This window comes from Nostoc sp., from assembly GCF_036917655.1.
GTDB lineage: Bacteria > Cyanobacteriota > Cyanobacteriia > Cyanobacteriales > Nostocaceae > Nostoc.
Map to the genome: position 1 here is coordinate 1 of NZ_JBALCY010000080.1, position 26,694 is coordinate 26,694.

Annotated in this window: 28 protein-coding genes, 1 tRNA gene and 1 pseudogene; 18 read left to right on the plus strand and 12 right to left on the minus strand. The window is 40.9% G+C overall.

The genetic code is table 11. The features are described from left to right. The 4 genes and pseudogenes from V7K30_RS30670 to V7K30_RS30685 all read left to right on the plus strand — a co-directional run. Positions 1 to 599, plus strand: a 599-nt coding sequence (locus V7K30_RS30670) for a WD40 repeat domain-containing protein (RefSeq protein ID WP_335005871.1), incomplete at its 5' end; no start/stop codon positions are given. Between the two features lie 277 nt (positions 600 to 876). Further along, positions 877 to 1,446, plus strand: a pseudogene (locus V7K30_RS30675) (hypothetical protein). Positions 1,447 to 1,717: 271 nt separating this feature from the next. Continuing rightward, positions 1,718 to 1,933 (plus strand): hypothetical protein, encoded by a 216-nt coding sequence (locus tag V7K30_RS30680; RefSeq protein ID WP_335005873.1) that lies wholly within the window; start codon positions 1,718 to 1,720, stop codon positions 1,931 to 1,933. Between the two features lie 2 nt (positions 1,934 to 1,935). Next, on the plus strand, positions 1,936 to 2,187 hold the full coding sequence (locus tag V7K30_RS30685) for a hypothetical protein (RefSeq protein WP_335005875.1): 252 nt from the start codon (positions 1,936 to 1,938) through the stop codon (positions 2,185 to 2,187). A gap of 39 nt (positions 2,188 to 2,226) precedes the next feature. On the opposite strand, the gene V7K30_RS30690 is transcribed toward V7K30_RS30685, so the two are convergent. Next, positions 2,227 to 2,299: transfer RNA gene (locus V7K30_RS30690), tRNA-Val, on the minus strand. A gap of 142 nt (positions 2,300 to 2,441) precedes the next feature. Here V7K30_RS30690 and V7K30_RS30695 point away from each other — a divergent pair. Next, on the plus strand, positions 2,442 to 3,062 hold the full coding sequence (locus V7K30_RS30695; protein WP_335005877.1) for a metal-binding protein: 621 nt from the start codon (positions 2,442 to 2,444) through the stop codon (positions 3,060 to 3,062). 3 nt (positions 3,063 to 3,065) lie between these two features. Beyond that, positions 3,066 to 3,914 (plus strand): nucleoside triphosphate pyrophosphohydrolase, encoded by an 849-nt coding sequence (gene mazG / locus V7K30_RS30700; protein ID WP_335005878.1) that lies wholly within the window; start codon positions 3,066 to 3,068, stop codon positions 3,912 to 3,914. Here the strand turns inward: mazG and V7K30_RS30705 are convergent. From V7K30_RS30705 to V7K30_RS30715, 3 genes are all read right to left on the minus strand, one after another. After that, positions 3,872 to 5,089 (minus strand): transporter substrate-binding domain-containing protein, encoded by a 1,218-nt coding sequence (locus V7K30_RS30705; protein ID WP_335005971.1) that lies wholly within the window; start codon positions 5,087 to 5,089, stop codon positions 3,872 to 3,874. The genes mazG and V7K30_RS30705 overlap by 43 nt on opposite strands. 138 nt (positions 5,090 to 5,227) lie before the next feature. Continuing rightward, entirely contained in the window at positions 5,228 to 5,410 is a 183-nt protein-coding gene (locus tag V7K30_RS30710) for an aldehyde dehydrogenase family protein (protein WP_335005973.1), read from the minus strand. Between the two features lie 97 nt (positions 5,411 to 5,507). Continuing rightward, complete coding sequence (locus V7K30_RS30715; protein ID WP_335005880.1) at positions 5,508 to 5,639, minus strand: hypothetical protein; 132 nt, start codon at positions 5,637 to 5,639, stop codon at positions 5,508 to 5,510. 416 nt (positions 5,640 to 6,055) lie between these two features. On the opposite strand from V7K30_RS30715, the gene V7K30_RS30720 reads away from it, so the two are divergent. Then, on the plus strand, positions 6,056 to 8,341 hold the full coding sequence (locus V7K30_RS30720) for a hybrid sensor histidine kinase/response regulator (protein WP_335005882.1): 2,286 nt from the start codon (positions 6,056 to 6,058) through the stop codon (positions 8,339 to 8,341). Positions 8,342 to 8,354: 13 nt separating this feature from the next. Here V7K30_RS30720 and V7K30_RS30725 read toward each other — a convergent pair whose 3' ends face one another. The 3 genes from V7K30_RS30725 to V7K30_RS30735 all read right to left on the minus strand — a co-directional run bounded on the left by V7K30_RS30725 (position 8,355) and on the right by V7K30_RS30735 (position 11,829). Beyond that, positions 8,355 to 8,708 (minus strand): hypothetical protein, encoded by a 354-nt coding sequence (locus V7K30_RS30725; protein WP_335005884.1) that lies wholly within the window; start codon positions 8,706 to 8,708, stop codon positions 8,355 to 8,357. A gap of 594 nt (positions 8,709 to 9,302) precedes the next feature. Beyond that, a complete protein-coding gene (locus V7K30_RS30730; RefSeq protein WP_335005885.1) occupies positions 9,303 to 11,297 on the minus strand; it encodes a zinc metalloprotease HtpX in 1,995 nt (664 codons plus the stop codon). Between the two features lie 322 nt (positions 11,298 to 11,619). After that, positions 11,620 to 11,829: a hypothetical protein gene (locus V7K30_RS30735; RefSeq protein WP_335005887.1), complete on the minus strand. Its 210-nt coding sequence runs from the start codon at positions 11,827 to 11,829 to the stop codon at positions 11,620 to 11,622. Here V7K30_RS30735 and V7K30_RS30740 point away from each other — a divergent pair. Next, on the plus strand, positions 11,813 to 13,120 hold the full coding sequence (locus V7K30_RS30740) for a glutamate-5-semialdehyde dehydrogenase (protein WP_335005889.1): 1,308 nt from the start codon (positions 11,813 to 11,815) through the stop codon (positions 13,118 to 13,120). The genes V7K30_RS30735 and V7K30_RS30740 overlap by 17 nt on opposite strands. Before the next feature lie 49 nt (positions 13,121 to 13,169). Here V7K30_RS30740 and V7K30_RS30745 read toward each other — a convergent pair whose 3' ends face one another. Continuing rightward, a complete protein-coding gene (locus V7K30_RS30745; protein WP_335005891.1) occupies positions 13,170 to 13,364 on the minus strand; it encodes a hypothetical protein in 195 nt (64 codons plus the stop codon). 187 nt (positions 13,365 to 13,551) lie between these two features. Between V7K30_RS30745 and V7K30_RS30750 the strand changes: the two genes are divergently transcribed. Both V7K30_RS30750 and V7K30_RS30755 read left to right on the plus strand, forming a co-directional pair. Next, positions 13,552 to 13,785 (plus strand): lactate/malate family dehydrogenase, encoded by a 234-nt coding sequence (locus V7K30_RS30750; RefSeq protein WP_335005893.1) that lies wholly within the window; start codon positions 13,552 to 13,554, stop codon positions 13,783 to 13,785. A 69-nt stretch (positions 13,786 to 13,854) separates the two neighbouring features. Then, complete coding sequence (locus V7K30_RS30755) at positions 13,855 to 14,358, plus strand: malate dehydrogenase (RefSeq protein WP_335005974.1); 504 nt, start codon at positions 13,855 to 13,857, stop codon at positions 14,356 to 14,358. 473 nt (positions 14,359 to 14,831) lie between these two features. On the opposite strand, the gene V7K30_RS30760 is transcribed toward V7K30_RS30755, so the two are convergent. Then, the gene (locus V7K30_RS30760) at positions 14,832 to 16,247 is read right to left on the minus strand and encodes an isochorismate synthase (RefSeq protein WP_335005895.1); all 1,416 of its coding nucleotides are present in this window, start codon (positions 16,245 to 16,247) and stop codon (positions 14,832 to 14,834) included. 311 nt (positions 16,248 to 16,558) lie between these two features. Here V7K30_RS30760 and menA point away from each other — a divergent pair, with 311 nt between their 5' ends. From menA to V7K30_RS30775, 3 genes are read left to right on the plus strand one after another with little or no spacing between them, the layout of a single operon-like run. Continuing rightward, positions 16,559 to 17,455: a 2-carboxy-1,4-naphthoquinone phytyltransferase gene (menA, locus tag V7K30_RS30765; protein WP_335005897.1), complete on the plus strand. Its 897-nt coding sequence runs from the start codon at positions 16,559 to 16,561 to the stop codon at positions 17,453 to 17,455. A gap of 14 nt (positions 17,456 to 17,469) precedes the next feature. Further along, complete coding sequence (locus V7K30_RS30770) at positions 17,470 to 18,483, plus strand: o-succinylbenzoate synthase (protein ID WP_335005899.1); 1,014 nt, start codon at positions 17,470 to 17,472, stop codon at positions 18,481 to 18,483. Next, complete coding sequence (locus V7K30_RS30775; RefSeq protein ID WP_335005901.1) at positions 18,468 to 19,853, plus strand: 2-succinylbenzoate--CoA ligase; 1,386 nt, start codon at positions 18,468 to 18,470, stop codon at positions 19,851 to 19,853. The genes V7K30_RS30770 and V7K30_RS30775 overlap by 16 nt, the downstream gene beginning before the upstream one ends. Here the strand turns inward: V7K30_RS30775 and V7K30_RS30780 are convergent. From V7K30_RS30780 to V7K30_RS30790, 3 genes are read right to left on the minus strand one after another with little or no spacing between them, the layout of a single operon-like run. Then, positions 19,846 to 20,292, minus strand: coding sequence for an acyl-CoA thioesterase (locus V7K30_RS30780; RefSeq protein ID WP_335005903.1), 447 nt, complete (start codon positions 20,290 to 20,292; stop codon positions 19,846 to 19,848). The two genes, V7K30_RS30775 and V7K30_RS30780, sit on opposite strands and share 8 nt — an antisense overlap. 35 nt (positions 20,293 to 20,327) lie before the next feature. Continuing rightward, a complete protein-coding gene (locus tag V7K30_RS30785) occupies positions 20,328 to 20,789 on the minus strand; it encodes a type II toxin-antitoxin system VapC family toxin (RefSeq protein WP_335005905.1) in 462 nt (153 codons plus the stop codon). Continuing rightward, a complete protein-coding gene (locus tag V7K30_RS30790; protein WP_335005907.1) occupies positions 20,786 to 21,052 on the minus strand; it encodes a FitA-like ribbon-helix-helix domain-containing protein in 267 nt (88 codons plus the stop codon). The genes V7K30_RS30785 and V7K30_RS30790 overlap by 4 nt, the downstream gene beginning before the upstream one ends. A 417-nt stretch (positions 21,053 to 21,469) precedes the next feature. Between V7K30_RS30790 and V7K30_RS30795 the strand changes: the two genes are divergently transcribed. From V7K30_RS30795 to V7K30_RS30815, 5 genes are read left to right on the plus strand one after another with little or no spacing between them, the layout of a single operon-like run. Continuing rightward, positions 21,470 to 21,625 carry a hypothetical protein gene (locus V7K30_RS30795; protein WP_335005909.1) on the plus strand — a complete coding sequence of 52 codons (156 nt, stop codon included), beginning with the start codon at positions 21,470 to 21,472 and terminating at the stop codon, positions 21,623 to 21,625. A 36-nt stretch (positions 21,626 to 21,661) separates the two neighbouring features. Continuing rightward, positions 21,662 to 22,837, plus strand: a complete 1,176-nt coding sequence (locus tag V7K30_RS30800) for a hypothetical protein (RefSeq protein WP_335005911.1) — start codon at positions 21,662 to 21,664, stop codon at positions 22,835 to 22,837. Positions 22,838 to 22,846: 9 nt separating this feature from the next. Continuing rightward, entirely contained in the window at positions 22,847 to 23,524 is a 678-nt protein-coding gene (locus tag V7K30_RS30805; RefSeq protein ID WP_335005913.1) for a hypothetical protein, read from the plus strand. A gap of 3 nt (positions 23,525 to 23,527) precedes the next feature. Continuing rightward, positions 23,528 to 24,826 (plus strand): hypothetical protein, encoded by a 1,299-nt coding sequence (locus V7K30_RS30810; RefSeq protein WP_335005914.1) that lies wholly within the window; start codon positions 23,528 to 23,530, stop codon positions 24,824 to 24,826. 40 nt (positions 24,827 to 24,866) lie between these two features. Further along, positions 24,867 to 26,660 (plus strand): ATP-binding protein, encoded by a 1,794-nt coding sequence (locus tag V7K30_RS30815; protein ID WP_335005916.1) that lies wholly within the window; start codon positions 24,867 to 24,869, stop codon positions 26,658 to 26,660. Positions 26,661 to 26,694: the final 34 nt, after the last annotated feature.

The window sequence follows — 26,694 nt, forward strand, 5'->3', positions numbered from 1 at the left end:
ATGGACAACAGTTAGCTTCTGCTAGTGTTGACAAGACGATCAAAATCTGGGATGTCAGCAGTGGTCAACTCCTCAAAACCCTGACTGGTCATAGCAGTGAGGTCTATAGCGTCGCCTACAGCCCCAATGGACAACAGTTAGCTTCTGCTAGTGTTGACAAGACGATCAAAATCTGGGATGTCAGCAGTGGTCAACTCCTCAAAACCCTGACTGGTCATAGCAGTGGGGTCATTAGCGTCGCCTACAGCCCCAATGGACAACAGTTAGCTTCTGCTAGTGATGACAAAACAATAATTTTATGGGATTTGGATTTCGAGAATTTATTGCTCAGTGGTTGCAAATTGCTGAATAATTACTTCATTGGCCATCCAGAAGTGTTAGAAGAGTTGCAATCATGCCAAACTCCATCCCGTAAGGCGCAAGGGGCGACAACGTTAGTCATCCAAGGTGAGAATTTAGCGCAAAATGATGATATTAATGGCGCTGTGGAAAAGTTTGGCAAAGCCCAGCAGTGGGATAATAAATTAAAGTTTGATTCCCAGGCGAGGGCGAAAGAGTTGGCGAATCAAGGTAAGACAGACCTAACCCCAGCCCCTTAAGAGCGAGGGAAGGGGAATAAGAAAGGGAGTAAGCCTCAAAGCCTCTCTCCTAAATGGCTACGGTGTACACGTCGAATTACCCCCCTTAATCCCCCCTTAGAAAGGGGGGAAAAAAGAAATCTAGTTCCCTCCCCTTTATAAGGGGAGGGTTAGGGTGGGGTAAAACCCTGCTTAATCAGCTATTTCAGACTTGTGTGTACACAGTAGCCTAAAAGGAGAGAGGTCAAAGGTGTTGCATCCAAACGAGAACTGCTATAAATAATCACAAGGTAGAAGGATGGTATACAGCGATTTTAGTCTCGCTAAGGTGAAAAAGAGTTTTGACTTAACCCTCGATGAAACTCGGAATTTATTTGCTGATACAAAACCTGTTACACCATCAGAAACTCTCAGAACGATTTTAATTGATTACATTCCTTTAGCAAGTGCGATTTCAACCGAAAAAGCCAGGTCAGAGTTTTTAATTGCCCCAATCCTGGCAGAGGTCAGACGATTATTAAATAATAAAATCTCCCTGTTTTCGGGGAATGAATTTAATGTTGATGCAACTCAAGGCTTGCAAGGTTTTTGCGATTACATCATCAGCAATTCCCAAGAGCAATTATTTATTTCTGCTCCGGTAATGTTTATTTTTGAGGCGAAAAAAGAAGATATTATCGGCGGTCTTGGTTAATGTGTAGCGGCAATGATTGCGGCACAGTTGTTCAATCAAAATCAAGGCAATGAAGTTGGGCGGATTTATGGCTCGGTTACGAGTGGAACTAACTGGAAGTTTTTATTTCTAGAAGAAACGATTGTTTATATAGATTCGACTGAGTACTATATAGGACTCATATTTGATTTTTGAAAAAACTCAGTACAACTCAAAGAGGCTTCTTCCCTACTCCCCACTCCCTACTCCCTACTCCCAGCCTACGCAAATAATTTCAGAAATCAAATCGGATTGCTATATTAAAGAAGTTGATAAAATTTTGGGTATTTTATTGCAACCTTTTGGGCCTATTTTAACTACTGTTTGAATATATAGCAGGTAATAGCCAGTAACCTGCGATTCTCCTTAAGCCAAGCGGATTGTGTTATAAGATTAAGTTATCTCAATATCCTAAGAGAGATTAAAGATGCTAAGTGCAGTTGAGTTTCAAGCAAAGATTCAAAATGGTTTAATTCAGATTCCCGATGAGTACAAACAAGAACTCAGTGAAGGAGATGATATTAAAGTAATCATTTTGGTGAAAAAAAAATCATCTAAAACAACAGATATGATTGATGAATTAACAGAGAATCCTGTTCAAGTGGATGGTGTACTCAGCCGTGAGGAAATTTATAACCGATAATTATGAGTTTTACTGCATCTTTTATTGATACGAATGTTTGGCTTTATCGTCGTTGCACTGTGGTAGAGTTCAATCTGACTATTTTTGAATCTGCATCAGATATCCGCAGTCGATATAATTTTTATTTTTGGGATAGTCTAATTATTTCTTGTGCGCTATCTACAAGAGCAAGTATTCTCTATTCTGAAGATATGCAAGATGGGTTAGTAGTAGCTGGTCAATTAGAGATTATGAATCCATTTAAAAAAGGCTAGAAACGGCATCTAAGCTGTCTCTAGCCTTAATTTACTTAATGGGCAGTACCAGACTCGAACTGATGACATCCTGCTTGTAAGGCAGGCGCTCTACCAACTGAGCTAACCGCCCTTTTCACTAATCCTTAACTAATATAGCAAAAGATTTCGTGTGGCGCTAGTAGTTTTAAGAAAATCTTTTTTCTCTTATACTGACTCAGTATTCAGTTACTCAGCACGGGCTAAACGCCCCGCTATCGCTAACAGGATTTAGGATGCCCTCTGGTCGGACGCACGATCGCATTACTATGTATGCTCTGCCGTTGGTGGCGGGCGTTACTTTGTGGCAGACTCGCAGTAGCAATGCGACTTTGTTGGTTGCAGGCGGATTTCTCTTTGGCGGACTGATGTTTGGCCCCGATTTGGATATTTACTCTGTGCAATTTCAACGCTGGGGTTTCTTGCGCTGGATTTGGCTACCTTATCAAAAAAGTCTCCGTCATCGTTCTTTCTTATCCCACGGGCCGATTATTGGCACGATTCTGCGGATACTTTATCTAGGGTGTTTGCTAGCTATTTTGGCAATTTTCGTTTTGGGAATTGCTCAAAGGTTATGGAATCTGAGTTTTACTTGGCAGGATTTGGGGGAAACTGTGGGGCGATCGCTCGTACAATACGATACTGAATATATCGCTTTGTTTTTGGGGTTGGAACTCGGTGCGATGAGTCATTCTCTCAGTGATTGGGGCGGTTCGGCATACAAGCGCTTTCAAAAACAGGGGGTTCGGGGGTTGCTTCCTAGTGGCAAAATTAAGAAGCGGAAAGTTACAAGTCGGGGTAGTCGTCGAACTACAGTTAGCAGAAAGAGCAACGGGAAAACGACAAAGGACAAATGACAAATGACAAATGAGAAAGTTGAGACTTTGGCGGCGTTGCAGGAGTTAATTGAGGTGGTGGCGAAGTTGCGATCGCCTGATGGTGGTTGTCCTTGGGATTTGGCGCAAACTGCCGAAACGCTGATGCCTTATGTGATTGAGGAAGCTTATGAGGTGGTGGACGCGATTAAGAGTGGGGATAAGGGTGCGATCGCAGAAGAGTTAGGCGATTTATTATTACAAGTGGTACTACAAGCCCAAATCGCTAGCGAATCTGGACAATTTTCCCTCAAAGAAATAACTCAAGGGATTTCCCAAAAGTTGATTCGCCGTCATCCCCATGTGTTTGGTGATGTGTCGGTGACAAGTGTGGATGAGGTGCAGCAAAATTGGGAACAAATCAAAGCTGCGGAAAAAGGCGAAGCATCTCCAGAGGCGCAAAAACTTAGTGCTAAACTCGCTCGTTATGGGCGCACCCTTCCCCCACTGACGGCGGCGATGAAGATTTCTCAAAAGGCTGCGGCGATCGGGTTTGAATGGGAAAATATTCAGGGTGTCTGGGATAAGTTTCATGAGGAGTTGGGGGAGTTTCAACAGGCTTTAGCTGAGGAAACACCCGAACGACAACAAGCAGAATTAGGCGATTTACTATTTGCGGTTATTCAGCTAGCGCGTTGGCATAATCTTGACCCTAGCGCTGCTTTGCAAGGCACAAATCAGCGATTTGTCCAGCGATTACAAAAAATGGAGGCAGTTGTTGACCGCCCCCTTTCTGATTACAGTTTAGATGAGTTAGAAAACTTGTGGCAACAGGCAAAAGCCCAACTTGCTCAAGATTCTTTAGGAGAGAACCACTTATCATATAGCGATTGATAAGTGCCATCTTCTTTGAGATTCAGTAGGGCCTGATTAATTGGTTTGCGGTAGGGACTGTTGTTGGGCAGAATAATGCCGTAGCTTTCTTCACGCAAGATACTGCCAACAACCTGTACCTTCCCTTTGCCTTCATGGGCAGCATAGAAGAGGAGTACAGGCGCATCAAACACCACGGCATCAGCTTTTTTTGTTTGCAGAGCATTGTAAGCTTCCTCAATCTTGCTAACTTCTAGAAGTGAAATATTATTTTCTCGCAAGTATGTGGCCGCTGTGCTACCCGCAGTCGTGACTACTACCTTGCCGGGTAAATCGTCTATACTCCTGATATCACCCTGAAGTTGCTGCACTGTTAATGAAGTAGTAGCGCTGGCTGTAAAGTAGGCGACAAAGAGGACTCCGATAAACATCCAGACTACAGCCATTAGACGTCCCAGCACTCCCTTGGGCATTTCATCGGCTTGAGTCGCTAATGTGGCAGCTGCCCACCAACAAGCTTTGAAAATGCCAGGAAAGTATGATTGAGAAATCATCCCTTCTTTATGATTGCGCTCAGATAACCAAATAATGTGGGCTGCTACGACAATTAACACTAAGGCAATGCCTATTACTTGCAAGAGGCTAGTAGAAAAAAACAATTGCAAAATATTTGGAAAGGCACTGTTTTTACTCTCTGGGTTTCGTACCATAATTTGCAGCCCCCCAGCAAAAATGGGTAATGAGAAATCAAAATTCTGCTCGCGTTCGGCTGTAATCGAAATCGCTGAAATCCCTAAGTTGGCTTTGCCCTCCTTAATAGCAGAAAGCAGTTCCGGCACACTGGAATATTCAATAAATTTAGACTCTATACCTATTTGGTTAGCGATACTGCGCCAGAGGTCGATACTGAATCCCGATAGCTCACCTTTGTTTGGTAGCACGAAAGGCGGTATAACTCGTGTAGCTACTAATAACGGTTGTTGGAGTTGTGGGGATTGTTGGGGTTGCGGTTTTTGGGCCAGTCCTGGGGATGCTATTAACAACAATGCCAAAATTCCCCCTACTAATCCTATACAGGTATACAGTGCTAAGGAACGCCTGGTTTTGTTTTTGCGGTCATATCTGTCAAAATAGCTAATCGGGCTTTTTCTGGCAGCCATAAGTTGGCGAAATCTAGTAGCGATCGCATTTATCATCAGAGTTTTCATGGGATTGTATGCAACGTCTATTTATCATGCCCACCCCATATCAAATATCACGTTCATCATCCCCCTAACACCGATTTTTTTCAGATTTAGGGGGATGAACATGGCTAAAGCTAGACTCAAGTCGAACTAAAATTTGATGGTAACGGTCTTAACTTCGGTGTACTGCTGCAAGCCATATTCGCCTAGTTCCCGGCCAATGCCAGATTGCTTGAATCCATCGAAGGGTGCAACAGCATCAAATCCGTCGTAGCAATTTACCCACACAGTACCAGCCCGGAGATTGTTGGCGATCGCAGAAGCTTTGGTGATATCCTAAGTTCACACAGGGGCGGCGAGTCCATACATTATGCCATTCGCCTATTAAATAACTTTCTCGATATCTTTAAATTTGATCATGCTCATCAGTTCACCTCGCCTGTAGTCGGGTTAATTGTTTCAAAGCGGCGAGATCGCTGACACTTTCTACCCACTCATTGTTAATCAGCAACTTGATTGGGCCAATTTTGACCTGTTGTCCTGGTACTGTTGCTGTAACCATCAGGCCCTCCTTAAGTTATAAAAAAATTTGCTTAAATCTACTTATTATGTTTGTTGCTGTACAGCCCTCTAGGTGGATTTATTTATGAATTCTTTATTTTAGGATAATAGTAGTTAGAGGTTGAGGCCCCTATATTTTGTCTAATTCACTTTGTATAACTCATTTTGGTGAAACAAATATCTATCTTCTGATCAATCGTTCAGAGATCAGCTTTTAGCTTATATTTGGACTTATACTTGCTTAGTATTTCCTTTCACGTGCGCTTCTTAGTCTTACTACAGTTTTGCGTGAAAGCGGAGGTTTTTAATGCAGGGAAACGCATGAACAATGTAAGTCGATGCATTGGTATTATAGGGTATTGCCAAATTTAATTCGCTACGAATTAATGAAATGCTGTACTTAGCAAAGTGAGCAACATGGATGTAGACGATTTTAGTCAACAAATAGAGACATTGCGCTCACGGGTGACGGGATTATTGCAAGGTACTGCAAGTGAGCCGCACTCACAACAGGAGCTAACAGCAGAAGCTTTTGAAGAACTTCATATCGCTTTGGAAGAACTGAAAATCGCCTCCGAGGAACTACAAGCAACACGAATGGTAGTAGAAAAGGAGCGTCAGCGTTACCAAGAATTATTTGATTTTGCCCCTGATGGTTATTTGGTAACTGATATCTATGGCACTATCCTTGAAGCTAACTGTACCGCTACCATACACCTTAATGTTTTACAGCGATTTTTGATTGGCAAACCGCTGCTTACTTTCATCGCCAAGTCAGATCATCAAGCTTTTTTTAATTACCTAACTCAGTTGCAGCAGATCGATCGGGGTGAGGAATGGGAAGTGCGTTTACAACCACGAGAAAAAGTCTCTTTTGATGTTGCTTTGACAGTAGTTACCGTCCGTAACGAGGAAGGTAAGCCAGTTGCTCTGCGCTGGCTAATGCGCGACATTACCAAGCGCAAGAATTTAGAGTTAGAGCGCGAGCAGTTATTCGCCAATGAGCAAGCCGCCAGGATTGCAGCCCAAGCAGCACAAAAGCGCTCTAATTTCCTAGCTGAAGCAAGTAGTGTACTGGCATCTTCCTTAGACTACCGCACCACCCTAACTAGCGTCGCGCAATTGGCAGTGCCTACCCTGGCCGATTGGTGTATTGTAGATGTCGTTGAAAATAATTCGTTAGTCTTCAGTAACCCAGTGATAGCTGCATCTGAAGCGCAGAAAGAAGCACTAGTACGAAAACTCCGACAACTCTATCCAATTTCTGTCGATGCTGATTATGGACTACCAAAGGTTTTACGGACTGGTGAGCCGGAACTAGTTACAAACATTCTTAAGTCTTCATTCCAGAAAAACGCATGGAACGAGGAACACCTGAATCTGCTGGAAGTGAAGTCTTATATCGTAGTGCCACTGCTGGTGCGTAAACGCAAGCTGGGGACAATTGTATTTGCGTCTGCACAACCAGGACGCCATTACACTATTGTAGACCTAACAATGGCTGAAGAACTTGCCCAACGGGCAGCGTTCGCCATTGAAAATGCCCAGCTTTATCGCGAAGCTCAAGAAGCTAACCGATTTAAGGACGAATTTTTAGCGATCGTCTCCCACGAACTTCGTACACCTCTTAACTCTATGCTGGGTTGGGTTCAAATAATCCGTAATCGAAAATTGGACGAGACAATTACTATTAAGGCACTGGCGACAATCGAGCGGAATGCTAAACTTCAGAGGCAACTGATTGAAGATATCCTGGATATTTCACGCATTGTACAAGGTAAAATCCGCCTAAATACCCGTAAAGTTGACCTTGGACTTATAATTAACGCCGCGATTGAAGCTGTACATCCCACATCTGAGATTAAGGCTATGCAAGTTGAGTCTAACCTTGATCCCTCAGTAGGTGAGGTTATAGGTGATGCAGACCGCCTCCAACAAATCGTCTGGAATTTGCTAACTAACGCCGTCAAGTTTACACCCAGCGGGGGGCGAGTTGAAGTGCATCTAAAGCAGGTAAACTCAAATGCCCAGATAACTGTCTCTGACACAGGTAAGGGAATTAGTGCTGACTTTCTACCTTATATATTTGAGCGTTTCCGTCAAGCTGATAGCACAACTACTAGAGTAGACAATGGTTTAGGGCTGGGACTGGCAATTGTGCGCCACTTAGTAGAAATGCACTCAGGCACAGTCTACGCATTTAGTGAGGGAGAAGGACGGGGAGCAACATTTACAGTGCTGTTGCCTTTAGTAAAATCGCAACAAGAGCAGTTAATTAAAGAGAGTGAAGTAAAAGTCGATAACCTCTCAATGCTCGACGGCTTGCAAGTACTCGTTGTAGATGACAATGCCGATACGCGTGAGTTAATTGCCTTTATTCTTCAACAGTCTGGAGCGCAGGTAACGGCGGTTAGCTCAGTAAGTGAAGCCTTGGAAGCGCTGGTAAGATTAAGTCCAGATGTTTTAGTCAGTGATATCGGAATGCCAGATGAGGATGGTTATTCGCTGATTCGCAAATTGCGGGCGCAGGAAGTTTTTCGTGGGGAAAAGATTCCAGCTGTAGCACTAACGGCATTTGCTAGAGATGAAGAACGCAGGCTCGCTCTGCAAGCTGGATTCCAAGTTCATGTATCCAAGCCAATCGAGCCAGAAGAGTTGGTGAGAGTGGTAGCGAAACTTGCCAAAAGCAGCAAACAAATTTAAGGCATAAATCAAATTAGGGAGTTTCTGCGATCGCCAAAGCTACAAATGCGATCGCCAAAGCTACAAATGCGATCGCTAAAGCTACAAATGCGATCGCCAAAGCTACAATTGCGATCGCTAAAGCTACAAATGCGATCGCCAAAGCTACAATTACGATCGCCAAAGCTACAAATGCGATCGCCCAAGCTACAAATGCGATCGCCAAAGCTACAATTGCGATCGCCAAAGCTACAATTGCGATCGCCAAAGCTACAATTGCGATCGCCAAAGCTACAAATGCGATCGCCAAAGCTACAATTGCGATCGCCAAAGCTACAAATGCGATCGCCAAAGTAACAAATGCGTAGGCGTAGCCAGCAGTCAGCATCGTCGAAGTTGCAAATGACCTAACCCCTAGCTCTTTTCCCTGCTAGGGAAGGGGAAAATTTCTCTCATTTCCATGCTCCGCATGGGAATGAGGAAATGCTCCGCATGGGAACGAGGACGAGGAAAGCCTGAAATAGCTCACCCTGCTTATGCTACGCAAAACCTGTCCCTCTCCTTACTAAGGCTACGGTGTACACACAAGTCGAAAAAAGCTCGATTTCTCATTTCTCCTTGTTCTCTCGTTCCCATGCAAAGCTAGGAATGGTTGATTAGAGGCTGCTGCCTCCAGTCAGATATTGAGTCAGAGACTCAATGAATGCATTCCTCATGCAGAGCATGGGAACGAGTCAAGCCTAATTCAAGCTAGGTTTTTAGGACTTGTGTGTACACCGTAGCCTTACTAAGGAGAGAGATTAAAGATAGGACAGGGTGAGGTTTTTCTTTTGTTTTGGGTCACGACTTATGCGTACATCTGTACGCCCCAACAGCCGATTCATAAGTTGCATGAAAAAAAGAGGCAGTTACTAACCGCCTCCTAACAAAATTAAAGCTTGGATGGACTGAGAAATGCTTTGACAGCAGCCTAGAAACTCAGCTATCTACTGCTCAAAAACATAGTCAAGACGACTCCCAGGATAATCGAGCCACTGCCAAGGATGAATGACCAGAAGCGATGGTAACTGTTGACAATGGTGCCATTTTCACTTTGAAGTTGAATCAGATCCATCCAAGGTGCAACACCGCGACGGAACCAACCCACAGCCCCAACTTGTTCACCAATCAAGCTTTTGACTCGCTTCATCCCAAACAAAAAATTGCCGATAGGGCCAAAGCGGGAAGCGTAATGCAAATAAAGCATTCCGCTACGATCCTGAATTTTTAAATCGGAACCAAACTTATAACCAGCGTCGCCACGACCAATTAGTTGACCTTCAAGTTTTGCAGGTTGTCCGCGCAAGGGACTGGCATAGGGGTCTGACATCAGGGTGAGAATGTCGGTTTCCGGTGCTTGCTTGTAGTCGGGGAACATCACCAAGGCTTTGACCATAATTCCTATCCCTAAGCCAATTAGTGGCGCACCAAATGCTAAACCTGTGTTTGGAGAACTTGACCACAGAATCACACCCATTACCAACCCAACAAAGAAACCAATTGTTTCAGCCCCGTACAGTACAACATCTAAAAAGAAGTTGCCGTAAAGCCTACTCTTACTCAGACTTTTGCCTTCTCCAATAACTCGCCCCATATCAAACTCAGTCGGTAAACCCAATTGTTCAGCATAGGTGCTTAATGCACGAACTCGTTTACCTGTCAAGGGGTGAGTTGAATTTAACTCCATCCACCAGCCCCAAGGGTTAAACATATCCCACAGAAAGACGCGACCAATTTTTTGCGGATCGGATGCAATGCGGTAGGCGGTTCCTGTGGAAGCGGCGGCTTTATGGTCATAGATACCCAAGGCGCGAGTCCCTTCAATTAAACGGCTGGGTTCTGGCGATCGCGAACCTTCTTCTAATATCCCATAGGCAATCTTCACCAAAGCGCGGGATAATCCATTGGGATTACCTGTACTTTCGGCTGAAAAATGGTCAGCAAAGTATTCCCGTGTGCGCGAGAGGTACAGCAGTAAATAAGTACCGAGGACATAAAACACGTAAGCAGCTAAGGCAGCAGTTTGCATCGCATCTTTAATTTTGCTATCGCCACCACGCCCAAATCTTCTGGCTGTGCTGTAAATCAAGTAACAAATTTGCACTAAGGTAGAAGCTACAGTCATCACTGCAAAGTCCCAGTGGACGATGTGTCCCAATTCGTGGGCGTAGACAGTAGCAATTTCATCGTCATCCAGGTATGTGAAAAGTCCCTGACTGACGACTAAACGGGCGCTGTTTGGCAATGAACCATAAGTAAAAGCCGTGGGGTTTTGGTCGTTAATGATTCCCAGTCGTGGCGCTTTCAGCTTTTTCTGCTCACAGACTTGGCGAATAACTTTAGCTGTCTCTGGACTGAGGGTTTCAACTTCTGCTAACTCTACCCAGCGAGTTTGGTAAAGCCAGCTTTGAGTTAAGTCCATGAGAAATGGCGACAGGAAAAAGGCGGCGATATTAAAAACTAGGGTAATACCAATAGCGATCGCTAGCCCTTGGAGTGGATCGTCGCTACCCACAATAAATACTAAGCTCAAACCTAAAGCCAACACCATGCCAAACAGCAAGGTCATGGTGACACCAGAAGCTAACGCCAAACTACCACCCACACCCCCCATCGTTAATTTCATCCCAGTAGTAGCAGCGCGACCAGCTTTTTGGATATTATTAGACTGGTTTGCTGGCGTTTGGCGGAAAGATTGACTAGCTTGTTCTGCCCAACTGCGAGTCTGTGGGTTTTCACTGATCATTAACTTTTGACACAGGATCTTGGCTTTTTCGATTTCGCCTGTGGCTTGATAGGCTTTCATGAGCCACATCTGTGCTGAAATATAATCAGAGGAATCGTGTTCAACACAATTGCGGCAGAATTCTTCGAGTAATTCAACCGCTTCTTGATAACGCTTGTCTTTTAAGGCATCTAATCCAGATTGCAATGACATAGGATCTCCCTAGCATAGGAGTGGTATTTGATCCATCAATACACAATAGATCCAGCGATCGTCACTGCAATTTCGTAAAAATTAAAATAATGGCAGTATAAATTATTTACTTAAGTAAAAGACTAGAGAAACATAAATTACTATGTCTTTCTAGTCTTGGGAACGCATAAATCATATTTAAGATTTTCAAATAAAATATGTAATAATACCTGCTATATTTTGAATACGGTGAATTTACTACCTCTAATTTGTCTGTGTTCGATAATCACAGAATAAATGTTTTGAACCAAGTCTTGCTTCACCCGATCAGAGTAATTATTGATTACCCAGATGGTTCACCCGATTGGAGGAAGACGATATAGCTTTTTTTAATCAAATGAGGTACATCAGAGCAAGCTCTCGAAGAGCGGGGAGGGGGTTGGGAGTGGGGTTCTTGTACCTCACTCAACTGAGAACCGCTATAAGCAATGATCAACTCAGATTGATAAGATGAAGAAAAGGTAAAGATTTCTGCTATGACTATTCTTGACATTGCTTCTCCCCTAATTACGATCGCAGGGCAAACCCGCCAAGCTGCAAGTAAGCTAGCGATTCTCTCCACCGAGGCAAAAAATCAAGCACTTGAAGCGATCGCTCAAGCTTTAGAATCAGCTAGAGATGAAATTTTACAAGCAAATGTTGCTGATTGTGAAGCTGCCACTGCGGAAGGAATTCCCAAACCACTTTATAAACGCTTGCAGTTGGATGAACATAAATTAAGAGATGCGATCGCTGGGGTACGAGATGTTGGTAAGCTAGCAGATCCAATTGGTAAAATCCAAATTCACCGCGAACTTGATACTGGTTTAATTCTCAAGCGGATTACTTGTCCTTTAGGTGTTTTGGGGATTATTTTTGAAGCCCGTCCAGAGGCGGCGATTCAAATTGCTTCCTTAGCGATAAAATCGGGAAATGGTGTAATCCTCAAATGTGGAAAGGAAGCTGTGCGTTCTTGTGAAGCAATAGTTAAGGCAATTAAACAGGGATTATCTCAAACTGCTGTTAATCCTGATGCGGTACAGTTGCTGACAACTAGAGAAGAAACTTTAGAACTTTTGAAGTTAGATAAATATGTGGATTTAATTATTCCTAGAGGCTCTAATTCCTTTGTCAGATTTGTACAAGAAAATACACGGATTCCGGTACTAGGTCACGCCGACGGGATTTGTCATCTTTATATAGATAAAGCCGCTGATATGTCTAAAGCAGTTCCGATTACCGTTGATGCTAAAGCGCAATATCCTGCTGTTTGTAATGCGATTGAAACTTTGCTAGTTCACCAATCAATTGCTACAGAATTTTTACCAAAAGTTGCTGAGGCTTTGCAAGAACGTCATGTGGAATTAAGGGGTGATAAACGCACATTGGAAATTTTACCTAACATTAAAACTGCAACAGCAACAGACTGGGAAACAGAATACAGCGATTTTATTTTGTCGATAAAGATTGTAAACTCTGTAGAAGATGCGATCGCCCATATTAATGAATATGGTTCTCGTCATACTGACGCGATTATTACTGAAGATTCAGCATCTGTTGAAACTTTCTTTGGACTAGTAAATTCAGCTAATATATTCCACAATTGTTCTACCCGGTTTGCTGATGGCTTCCGCTATGGTTTTGGTGCAGAAGTAGGGATTAGTACGCAACAAATGCCTCCCCGCGGCCCCGTTGGTTTAGAAGGATTAGTGACATACAAATATCAAATGACTGGCGATGGCCATATTGTGGCTACTTACACTGGGGCGAATGCTAAAGCTTTTACTCATCAGGATTTAATGTAAAATATTCTCTAGTAACGCTAGAAATACACCGGATAAATCGGTGTATTTTTTATGTTAATAGCTTTTCTGAGTTGTCAAAAGTTTTAATTGAGCCATGCCATCGGTCATCATTTAAGAAAATCTCGTCAAAGACACCATTAGTATATTGACTAATTACCTTACTCCAAAAAGCTTGTGCGCCTAAGTTCAAAGCAGTCTGCCGTACCTCGCAACTGCCAGGAAACTTGTCAAAATTGGGAAGCATTGAAATCGATGTCAGATGACGACATTGATTATTCTGAATATTCCATTATTACAACGATGAGTTTTTCGAGAAGGCAATGTTGAGATTGCCAGCAACTCAAGCACAGAATTTAATTCAGATTGATCCAGATATGATAGCTTGGTTTTAATTTCAGAGTGTCGAACACAAAACACTTATCAATTTTGTCTTGCGTCAACACATCAAATCTTTGAGACGAAGCGATCGCTTCAAGAATGCGGATTCTGATATCATTGTCGTGACTGTTGGGGTGCAGCAAAAACAAGGACAGACCCGATTAGATACGTTGAGCGATAATGCAGAGATTATGCGTTCGACGATGAAAGAATTGGATCGAGTTGCACCAAATTCAATCGTACTTATCGTTAGCAATCCAGTGGATGTACTAACGCGGATTGCGTAGGCGTAGCCCGTCGTAGACATCGCTAGTTCCACTAGGGCAGAAAACCTAATTTTCGGTTCGGGAACTGTTATTGATACTGCTAGACTGAGATATCAACTTGGTAAGAGACTGAATGTTGCTCTTCGAGACGTTCATATTTATGTGATTGGAGAGCATGGAGACAGTGAATTTATCGTTTGGTCTAGTGCATTTATTGGAGGAATTGCGTTAACTGAATTTTTCATCCCACAAGGAGCAACACTGGAACAAATTCAGCAAGAGTACTCAGAGTTAACCCGTAAGCGAGGCTATAACATTTTAGAACGTAAAGGAAATACTAGCTATGGCATATCAACAGTCGTTTCTCAGTTAGTTGATACCATCTTGCGAGATGAAAAACAGATATTTCCAGTATCGGTGAGAGCAGATTCTAAGTATGGAGTTAATAGTGATATTGTTTTTGGACTTCCATGTATTATTAGCTCAATAGGTATTGAGCGCCATCTAGTGTTACCAAGAAATGCTCATGAACAACGCTTATTAGAAGAGTCAGCCACCAAACGGAATGAAGCCTACAATTCTTTGCATAATTAAAATCAACTCATATAGTCTGTTTAAAGATGCCCTTTTTTGAATATGTATTAAGGGCTTGCAGGATGAAAAAAAGGGCTAGGATGCAGATAAAATAAGCCTCATCGCCCTTTCCCCTGGTTGATAGTTGTCGATTAACACGACATTTGTCATCGTTCACCACGAGATATGCAACGGGAGCATCTCAATGAGTGTAAAAAGCCTTGTAAAACCTCACCCCAACCCTCTCCTTGGTAAGGAGAGGGAGCAAGAATCTTGTTTCTCATCTGGTATATTTGCAAAACTGAGATACTCCCATATGCAACGCGGTAAGTAAAAAAAGTAAACATGTTATTTGTCGTCAATCGCCTAGATTTCAAGTATTACCCAAGTGCCTCAAACAATCAAGTCAGCAGTATAACAAATAGCTGCACCCAACCCGCGCAAATTTTAGTGATTGAGCGTTGCAAAATCATCGGCGGCTGAAAAATTAGCTATTAAACTAATGCTTTAAGTAAAGCCTGAAGTTTAAGTTGCACCTCTGCAAATTCCTTGTCAGGATCAGATCCCGCAACTATACCAGCACCAGCATACAATCTCGCGCGATCGCCATCAATCAATGCTGAACGAATTCCCACAATAAACTCGCAGTTCCCCTCAGAATCTATCCAACCCAGAGGCGCAGCATATAAACCCCTTTCAAAGCTTTCATAACGACGAATTTCGGCACAAGCAACATCTCGTGCTGCACCGGCGACGGCTGGTGTAGGATGCAATTGTCCGACAATCTTTAAGGGATGGATGTTACTAGGAACTGTAGCACTTATTGGTGTCCATAAATGCTGGATATTAGATAATTGTCGCAGGCGGGGTGCTAATATTTTGGGTGATAAACCTAGCTGGAATAGAAGTTGAGTTATAAAATCAAGTACCAGCGAATGCTCGTGCTTTTCTTTTTCACTATTGAGTAAGCGATTGGCATTAGCTGCATCTTCAGCAGGGGTTTTACCTCGTGGTGCAGAACCAGCCAAAGCATCAGTGATTAACTGTTGATTATTAATACTAATTAATCTTTCTGGACTTGCACCAATAAAATTTTGTCCTTTGCCATTACTTGTAGAAAAAATATAACAATTAGGATGTATTTGCCTAAGATTATTTAATGATTTAACTAAGTTAAAGTGATTGTTTGACTTGACATCTAATATATCTGCTAACACAATTTTACTTAAATAACTAGACCGAATTTTTTCTAAAGCAGATACTACTGAACGCTTAAATTGAGCAGGATTCGTAACGGTTTTTTTGTAGAACTTTGCTGGAAAATAATCAATATTAGCAGGGTAATATTCTAAAGATTGGATAAATTCAATTTTATTTTGCAGAGTGTCCAACAATCTTTGAATATTTACATTTGCATTGATAATTATATTTGTTACTAATATACAGCGCTGATTTTTTACAGCTACTTGCCAACGTGGAAGAAAGATGGTAGCAGATGGAAATGGATAATCTAGTTGGGTATTTTTATCAAAAAAGCTGAAATAACAAAAAAAGTGAGGGCCAGAAAAAGGTTGGTTAGCGTTACCAAAATTAATTATATTGTTTAGACAAGATTTGATAAAATATTCTGCTTGAGTGAAACGGTCTGCGCCATCAATCTGTAATTTTGCTACAGCATCAATTGCCGCGATCGCTTCTGCTTTACCTCTGTTCTCAAAGTAAAAATTTATTTCATTTGCTTGTGTAAGTTTATCCAATACAAGTAAAGGATCAACTAAATCGATCTCTTGAGAAACACTGACAATTTGCTTGCCATTATTTTGGAGGCACTTTTCTTGGACTGATAACAGAAATTGATATAAATCTTTGCGCTCTACAAACAAGTTGCTACGACATGGTGAAACTGTCATGGATTTAACGATAGTAAATTTTTTTTAAGTTAACTTCCTAAAGTGTAATTAATCGTGGTCGTATTTCTACAGGTAACATATTAAGTTGTCATTTTACCAGCGTAGGATTTGCCTTGATCGTGGTGTTCCTAGACCCTGACAAGCCAGTTCCAGCCTTGGACTGCGACGTGAGGGTGGAGTATTAACAAGACAAGGTTAACCACCCACAGTAAAAGTGGCAGTTATTTTTAGCTCATGAATATCTAGCGTCTCTTTAAATCATAAAATCTCAAGTGTGAGTAATATTCCGGCAATTTAATCAATCACAACTGATGACTACCAAGCAGATTTTACGTCCCAACACTAAGTTATGGATGGCAGCGATTAAACCGCCAATGTACAGCGTTGCCATTATGCCCATTTGGGTAGGAACAGCAGTAGCATTTGCCGAAACTAAAATTTTCAACGGTGTAGTATTTTCTACTTTTGTAACTGCGGCAATCTTAATTCTTGCCTGGGAAAATATCACTAATGATGTCTTTGATTCCGAAACAGGTATTGATCAAAATAAGCACCATTCTTTGGTGAACTTAACAGGCAATAAGCCATTAATATTTTGGATAGGAAATTTGTGTTTAAGTTTGGGGTTGCTGGGCATAGTAGCGATCGCTTTGTGGCAACAAGACCTAACTGTTATCGGTATAATTTTACTGTGCTGCGGTCTAGGCTATATGTACCAAGGGCCTCCCTTTCGCTTAGGATATCAGGGTTTAGGCGAGATTCTTTGCTTTTTTGCCTTCGGCCCTTTAGCAGTGGAGGCAGCATATTACAGCCAAACCCAAACTTGGTCAATAACGAGTTTAGCAGCTTCAGTGATTGTTGGGATTGCCACAACCTTAATTTTATTTTGCTCACACTTTCACCAAGTTAAGGATGACATAGCGGCAGGGAAGCGATCGCCTATCGTCCGTTTAGGAACCCAAAAAGGTGCCCAACTCCTCCTTTGGTTCACTGCTAGCATTTATCCCCTCACCTTGCTGTTTGTGCTGTGGGGAATTTCTCCAGCTTGGACGTTACTGAGTTGGGTGAGTTTACCCTTTGCCTTCAAATTATGCCGCCACGTTCAAGAAAATCACAACCAGCCCGACAAAGTTAGTAACTGTAAATTCATCGCCGTAGCCGTGCATTTCTGGGCTTGCTTGCTGTTGGGCTTGGGATTTATGGTTTAGCAATTACTAAATTGATGCGTTATCAATTTAAATTTCGTCCCTATCGGCGAAGATTTTTGCGAGCGCTTACCACCAATCACGGTAATTGGGATATTCGTGAAGGTATTATCCTCCGTCTCACCGATGAATCAGGTAAAGTCGGCTGGGGAGAAATCGCCCCCATTAGCTGGTTTGGTTCCGAAACTCTAGAACAAGCTTTAGACTTTTGTCGCCAACTCCCAGCAGAAATCACAGACGAAATGATTTTTTCCATCCCAGATGAGTTACCTGCTTGTCAATTTGGCTTTGAGTCAGGGTTAGAGGGAGTGGGGAGTGGGGAGTGGGGAGTAGGGAGTGGGGAAGATGAGGGAGATAATTGTATAACTCCTAACTCCTCACTTTTCCCCTACAGTGCTTTACTACCAGCCGGGGAAGCGGCTTTAAATCAATGGGAAACTTTGTGGCAACAAGGATATCGCACGTTTAAATGGAAAATTGGTGTGTATGCGATCGCTGATGAACTAGAAATTTTTGAGTCACTGATACACACCTTACCAGCCTCTAGCAAACTGCGATTAGATGCCAACGGTGGACTCAGCTATGAAGAAGCTAACTTATGGCTCTGGACTTGCGACAATCTCAAGGTAAATGGAGAAATAGCCCTAGAAATTGAATTTATCGAACAACCGCTACCCGTTGAGCAATTTCAGCAGATGTTGGAATTGAGTATGAGTTATGAAACTGCGATCGCTTTAGATGAATCTGTCGCCACACTTAGGCAACTCGCCGCCTGTTATCAACAAGGTTGGCGAGGGATTTTTGTCATCAAGCCTGGGATAGTCGGATCACCATCTCGTCTGAGAAAGTTTTGCCACCAACATCAAATTGATGCTGTGTTTTCATCAGTATTTGAAACTGCGATCGCAAGACAAGCATCACTCAAACTAGCAGCAGAATTATCCCGAAATAATCGGGCAATTGGTTTTGGCATCGACCATTTTTTTGAACAAGAAGAAACGTGGTTTCAAAGCTTATGGAACGACCTTTAGACTGTCTTAATAACCTGGCTCAGAATGATTGGCTTCTCGGTTATGATAGCAATCATTTTAATCAAATAACTCAAGAATTATATTTAGAACTAACACAATTATCAGCGTGTGGAACGCCACCAAAAATTATTTTAGCTGAACGCGAACCATTACGGTTTTTAGCAAGTTTTATTGCCGCTTGTGCGGCTAATTGTCCAGTCTTTCTTTGTAACCCCGACTGGGGAACACAAGAATGGCAACAAGTCTTTGATTTAGTAAAACCAGATATTATTTGGGGAGAACTTCCCTACACTCCCACTCCCCCACTCCCTCACTCCCCACTCCCTACTCCCCACTCCCCACTCATAATGATTTCCACAGGTGGTTCATCGGGGCAGATTAAATTTGCCATCCATACTTGGGAAACTTTCATTGCATCTGTACAAGGATTTACAGAATACTTTCAAATCAAGCAAGTAAATTCATTTTGTGTATTACCGCTATATCACGTTAGCGGTTTAATGCAATTTATGCGCTCTTTCACTACCGGAGGTAAACTAGCTATTCAAGCATTTAAAGCAGTAGAATCTAATCAAATATTGAATATTAAACAATCGGAATTTTTCATATCTTTAGTACCAACACAGTTACAACGCCTTCTGCAAAATCCAGAATTAACTCAATGGCTATCCCAATTTCATACTGTACTTTTGGGAGGTGCGCCAGCATGGAAGGAACTATTAGAAAAAGCTAGATTTCATCGCATTCGGTTAGCACCTACCTATGGCATGACAGAAACAGCCTCTCAAATTGCCACGCTCAAACCAGATGATTTTCTCAGAGGTAAAATTAGCAGTGGTCAAATTCTTCCCCATGCAAAAGTAACTATTCGCAATCAGCAAGGCGAAATTTTAAATCCCAATCAAATCGGAAATATCACTATTCATGCTCAATCTTTATCTCTTGGTTATTATCCGATAACCAAAGAAAATCAAACTGATTTTCAAATAGATGATTTAGGCTTTTTAGACGACCAAGGTAATTTAAATATTGTCGGACGTAACAGCGACAAAATTATTACAGGTGGTGAAAATATTTACCCAGCAGAGATTGAATCAGCGATACAAGCCACTCAAATGGTTGTCGATATTTGTGTCATCGGCATCCCAGATAAACACTGGGGACAAGCCTTAACAGCGATTTACATTCCCAAACAATCAGATATCTCTACCTTAAAAATTCAAACCTTACTCAAAGACAAACTCAGCAAATTTAAAATCCCAAAATATTGGATTCCCCAGCAAAACCTACCCCGTAACTCCCAAGGTAAAATTAACCGCCAACAGTTACAGCAAATAGCCACAGAATTCCTACAAAATCCCATCACATAATCTCTCTCGACTTTCTTCTCTCTGCGCCCTTTGCGTCTCTGCGGTTCGTTTCCAACCACTGGATTATATTTTCAGGTAATTCCCGCTTAATTCTACTACTCACATCAATACAAACATGACGAGTAATAGCCTTAGCAGCTACCACCTCACCCACACTAATTTCGTAAGTAATTTCAAACTTCTCAACACCTAGTTTTTGGGGTATTAAACTAATTAGCAACTTGTCCCCTACAAACATAGGACGCAAAAAATCAACACTAGCGTGAACAATGGGAAACGCCACAGATGGATTAGTAAAAAAATCTTTGAGATTAATACTTAATGCTTCTAGAGATTCTTCATAAGCTTCATGGCAAATACCCAAAACATTAGCAAAATAAACTACGCCAGCAGCATCAGTATCTTGGAAGCGAACCGTGCGGTTATAAGTAAAAAACATTTTTGACAATTGAATTACGAATTACGAATTAGTAATTATGTTGACTCTAACGGCGGAACCTCGAAGTCATTAAACGAGGAAACATTGTAAGACGAAGCGGCTATTGCTTTTACCAGCTTACCATCGAGAGTCAGCAAAGTAGCACCTACCTGCTGTGAAAGTGCAACATAAGAGCCATCGTAGGCGGAGATTCCATAATTTAATGCGATCGCAACTGCATCCGCCATCAAATCATCTGTGGAGACAACACGCAAAGGGAAGCTTTTGAGAGTTGCTAAATCTGCTGGCACATCAGCAACAGCATAAAGTCTGGCGCGGACATACTTCCAAATGATGTTGCCACACTCAATGTAAAACAGGTCTGGGACAAAGATTGCAGTTTGGGGATTAGCAAGATGAGCAAACAGTTGATTAACCTTCGGAGTTAGTGGATCGTCTGGTATAAATTGCTTAATAGCTACACTTGCGTCTACAACACACCTGAGAGGGATAGTCATCTGTCTCGGTCTTCTCGGATTAACGCAGTACTATCAGGCCATTCGCCATCAGTCTGGCGACTCTCACGGCGAAGGCGGATTTCCTCTAGAAGTTTTGGGACATTTTTTCGTCTTTCTTCTTCCGTTTGCTGTGTTTTTGTTTGCAAGGCGTTCTGCAAAATTGTAATAACTTGAGCATCAACTGAGCTATTTTCAGCTTTAGCTAACTGTTCCAGCCGTTCGTATAACTCATCGGGAATATCTAGCACATGAAGGCTAGCCATTGATTGACCTCCCAAAAGAATTTATTGGTAATGGTAGCATGACGGCAGTAAGGGGGAAAGGTTAGGGGGCGATCGCTAATAATGTTGGTGTTTTAATAGTCATTGTTTGAGCTACTACTTTCTTGATACCTCTGTTACCTATCTCAAAAGCTATATATTCGGTTATCCAGAATTTTGTGTTCGGTTAACCGAACAATTTTCTCGTATTCCAGATTAACCTAATATATTATATTTATGATTAATCTTTTATTTTTTATAAATGCTGTGGCTACAGTAAATATACTGTATAGATTTACAGTATATTTACTGTTGAATAAAATTGCGGCTCTAAATAATTTTACTACTTAGAAAAGTTGAATGTATAGAAAAGCAGAAACAAAATACTTTTTATACGTAGATTCCAAGGACAAACTGATCATGGAATTAGAAGCTGAAATCAACCACCTTAGAAACGTTGTTAGTAATCAAGCAGATATCATCGCAGAGCTTCAATGTCGCATAGATCCATACTCTCCAAACGGAGATGCTATATGTAACTCATTTTATGATGATAAATATTATATGAATGATTAATGTTTTAAATTATTAAGGTATGCTAGAGAAATTATCATGAACAGGAAAATTACTAAATCTAAGCCAAGCAATATTCTTGCTGGACAGTTAACACTCTTTGATTTGTCGAAATTTAACAATCAAGCAATGAAGATAGCATATTCGGCCCAACAACCTGAATTAAAAAAATCTATTTCTACAAAAGAAGCAAAATCTACATATACAACCAACCAAGATAACTCTGGTGAGGTTGTATTAAATACAAATAATATTAAACGTGTCGTTGTACCTATAGAAATTGCTTTCGATGTATGTCAAGGAATTAGAGATGTCAAACAGTTCTGGCTGCTGAATAATAAGCCAGAGTTAGAGGTAATATTTGATGCTAGACATTTAGATTTGGCAAATTATTACGTAGCTGGAAATAAAGAAGTTTTTGAACCACAAGAACAGTATTTAGTAGGAAAAGGTGGACTAATTAATATTTCAACTTTTTTTAATTTGCTGAGATGTAAAGAAACTTTAAATAATTGGTCAAATGATGAGTGGAAAAAGACAGAAAAACGACCAATCAATAAATTTGATTTTATTTCACCAAATACAAAGGCTGTAAAGCAGCTATGGAATAATTTGGGTATGCCAGTTCCATACATGAATAGTAGTTCTAATGTAGCTAAATTTAGGTCTCGGTATATTACTCCCATACTCTGGGTTGATGAGTTGAGTGAACAAGAAGTCTTTGAGCAATTTAGTATATGGACTCACAAAATTTGTCAAAATTTGAGTAGTCACTTAAAGTCCGATTTACTGATGAAAGCTATCCCAGAGATAACTTCAAATTTAGTTAAACATGGATTTGGAGGATTATTTTGTGTGGCGGTTTGGCGTTCTGGACAAATAGAAATTTTTTGGTCTAATCTTATAAATCACCTTAAAGATTGGCCCCCGGAAGATACCGCATATGGTCTTGCAGAAGGATTGCAAAACCGTGGAGGAGGTGGAGCTGGTATGAAACACATTCGTGAAAAATTACTACCTCGTTATAACGGTACACTAGAAGTTAACTATAAAGATATAGATTTATGTTTTTATTCTGAAGGGGGATATGAAATATTGGGGCAAGGTAGTCGTAGGGATGAATCAGATCCAAATAATGGTAATGATTTATTGCCGAACAGTATCCTATTTACGATGCATCTTTTTTGTGAACCAACTAGAGATAGCGAGGTATAAATAATGGTCATGAATAGTGAAGTAAAATTACTTCAAGTTTTAGAAGCAGAGCGAAGTAGCTGGGTTGTTAAATTTAACGTAGATGGCAATAATACAACTTTGTTTAAGCTTGGTTCAAAAGATTTTTTTGAAGAAAGAGATTCTCTTATTCAGGTTATAAAGAAGCATTTAGAATTGACTAAAAAGCATACTATCCATCTTATTAATATGGATAATATGGACTATTTATCACCGTCGGCTGCTAACGTATCGATGTCCGCGGCATTGGAAATTTCAAGGCAAACTAAGATACCTGTTATTTTTACTCAAGTTTTATCGGAAGTTCTAGAAGGACTCAAAGCTGCCCCGTCTGCCGTTAAGACAGAAGATAGAATTTTGTGGGCAGTAGATATTGCCGGAAATCCACATATACTGGGTACTATTCCAGATAGGCTAGTAGAAATACTAGACATTCTTAAAGATAAAGGTCGAGTTAGTGCTAGTGAAATTGCAGCACTACACGGAGAACAAAATTCTAAAAAATATATCAATAAATTCAGCGTTTATTTGCAGGAACTATTTAATACAGGATTGATTAATAGAGAGAAGATAGCGGGTTCAGCAAGAGATGAAGCAGGGCGGGGTTGGACTTACGTTTATCGTCCTGCCTACGCAGATATTTTTGAAACTTTGATGAAGAGGTTTTAGGCTGTGGATGGTTTTGGCAACCTTGTAGCTCACACAAAGCGTATAGAATTAGGTTTACAAAGGCAAGATGTCGAAATTCCTAATTATAGAACTGTACAACCTCGTATTCTAGATAAGACAAGGTATATAGGAGCGCTTGATGGTTCAGATCAGCAGATGTATGCCGTTCCAGGCATTGCTGAGTTAGGAGTTGCTGTTTGGGCTACTCTTTTTTTAGAGTTTGATGTAAGACACCCAGATAAAGAAATTCATCGCAGTGGGCCTAATTCTAGCGGCCCTTGGACAAAGCGTGATTTAGCTAATTATCGTATTTCAATCGAGCTACATAATGAACAAGCGAATAAAAAATTTCGCAATGACTATTATTCTTGGAGACAAATATTGTCTCATGCAAGACCCACAGAACCTCCTATATTTAAAACTGCTGAAGAGAGAAAAATAAAGGGTGTACGTCAACAAGCGGCTATTGAGCGTGCTACAGGAGAATGGCTTGCATGGCAAGCGGCTATTACCCGCCACCTACCACCGGGTTCTTTAATGCTTAGAGATGGTCGCTTCAACTGCCAGATTGAGCAATCGGCTTCTTGGGTAGATCAGATGGGAAGACGTGCAGTGCGTAACCAAATCCGTGCTGTAGCTGTTGTTAAATCAGGTTTACTATATGGTCAGCTTTTCCCTATTGTTAGAGAAATTGCTACTAACAGGACAAAACAACCTTTTTATTTCATCCTTCCCAAAAATGTAATTGAAGATTGTTACGGAAAGAACGAAAAAAACCCTATCAGAAAAACCTTAATGGTTGGCGGCAAAGATCATACAGACTTAGCTGGTATTGGAGCATTATGGACAGCTTTCTGCCCTAATCCTGATGATTTTAAAAGTTTTGTAATTCTTGAATTTAATTTATACGATCTCTACAATTACAAAACACCAATTATAGATAGAGAGCCAATAGACTTACGAACGTGGCATATTGAAAAACTAGAAGAAGCAACGCATGATACACCAAAAGGTACAAAACATATCTGGGTAACTGACCTCAAAATTAATGAAACGCGAGATATTGAAGATTTAGTTGAACCTACTATTCAAGAAATACTTGAGTTATGCGAACGAGAAGTAGGTCATTTTGGATATCCAAATTTGTTAGGTAAGGCTCATCGTGAGGTTGTTCTTACAAATTCAAAAATGAAATTACTTCGTGAGCAATATAAGGAGCTATTTGCTTACTCTAACAAAATAATTGAAGAACTTGAAGGTAATGAATTTGTGGAGAATCCACATAAAATTCATCATATTTAGCAAGGTTTATTAATTACAAAGACTCACAAATTCAGTAATTATGAATAATTCAAATTCTAATTCTGCTCAATCATGGGAAGAAATTAATGCAATTACAGAACTCTTCCCAGATCGCCATATACCAGAGCCAAAACAAATAAATTTCGTAATTGATACAAAAATCGAAGGAGAGCAAAAACTATACTTAATAGAATTAGATACCAACTTTGATGCTCGTGTTGGAGATTTATTAGAAGCTAGAGATTCTCGTACACAACGCAATTATTTACTGATGATTGCAGATATTGGGTATGCCTATCCTCATAAAGAGGAACACGCTGAGATGCTGGATTTACTTCGCCGTCGTCCAGATAAAGAAATTGATAGCCCAACTTTTCGCGCTTTGTGCAAAAACCTTGCTATATGTACTCTTTTGGGAGAAATCCGCATTGGAGAGATTACTGAACAAGGATACCGCCCTAGTAAGTACACTACAACAGCTATTAAAGCTAGCGGTAATACTGAAAAGCTAATGGCCAGTGAATGGCAAATTGGTATAAATATTGGTTCTCTACGTGTAGGCAGAGATAAAAGACAAGATGTTCCTGTACATTTTTCTACAGTAGATTTAGCTGGCAAGAGATTTTTAATCGTGGGTCAAACTGGTAAAGGTAAGTCTACAGCAATGCGTCAACTATTAGATGGTCATTTACACTTGATGGATTCATATAAGGATAAAAAAGATAAGCGAAAAGTTGGGTTTCTAGTAGATGATTTCAAAATGGAGTATCCCTTTGATACATATAATCAAGCAGGAGAAACTGTACCAGGATTAGTCAATAAGTTAGGAAAAATAGCTAAAGAAAAACTTATTATTTTGACTTGCAATACTAGTGAATATCAAAACCATAAACAGAAAGTTAGAGATACTTTAAAACTTCAATTACCTTTAGAAACTCTTTCACTCTCAGTTTTTTGCGACTTATCTAATTTAACAGAAGCTCAAACTAATGTCGTGCGATTAATAGAAGATACTAATAGAAACCCATCAGATTTTTTTAATGATCTGTTAGCTGTAGATCAGTATGGTATGCCAGATACAGTTGTATGGGGTAAAAAGTATGGCCCAATGTTCTATAGCGAAGCAGGGAAGAAAAAAGCTAGGGCTAATAAGGAAAGCAAGCAGAAGTCTCAATCTTTAAATCAAGGATCACAGGAAGAACTCGAAGAATCAGATATTGATAAAGGTTTACGCGATCGCTTATCTTATATTCGTCGTGCAGTACAACGTCTTTTGAAGATGCCTTTTATGACTAAAAATGCAACTCAGGGTGACTGCACTGGGAAATTACTTCAGTATTTGCGTGAAGGTTGCACTGTAATTGTTGATAAAAATCATCTTGAGGATCACCAGCGTGAAATGCTAACGGTGATTCTTCTCTATCACATATTTCGTCACAATCAGGCATTAGCGAGTGGAAGCGAAGAGCAACGCAAGCAGATGATTCCAGTGGTAGTCGCCGTTGAAGAAGCCCAATATCTTTTATCAAAAGATAAGGTAGCTGATCCAGAATCAATTTTTGCCAAGATAGCCTTTACTGGACGCAGCTATCAGATTGGATTACTCGCAATTACCCAACGTCCTCAAGCCATTCAGAAAGAATTATTAGGCCAATTTGACGGTTTTTTAGTTCTACCATTAGAACATGCAAACGACTTTCGCCATCTGGCAGATGCTTGCCCAGTTCTTTCAGGTTATCGCAATGATTTAGCATCTGCCCCACTTGGTGGAGGCGTTCTGGCTTATGGTTCACCAAAAAAAGTAGTATCAGTTCAAATTGAGAATTATATTTAGGATATTACGGCTCAATGTAACTTAGCCTTGAGAT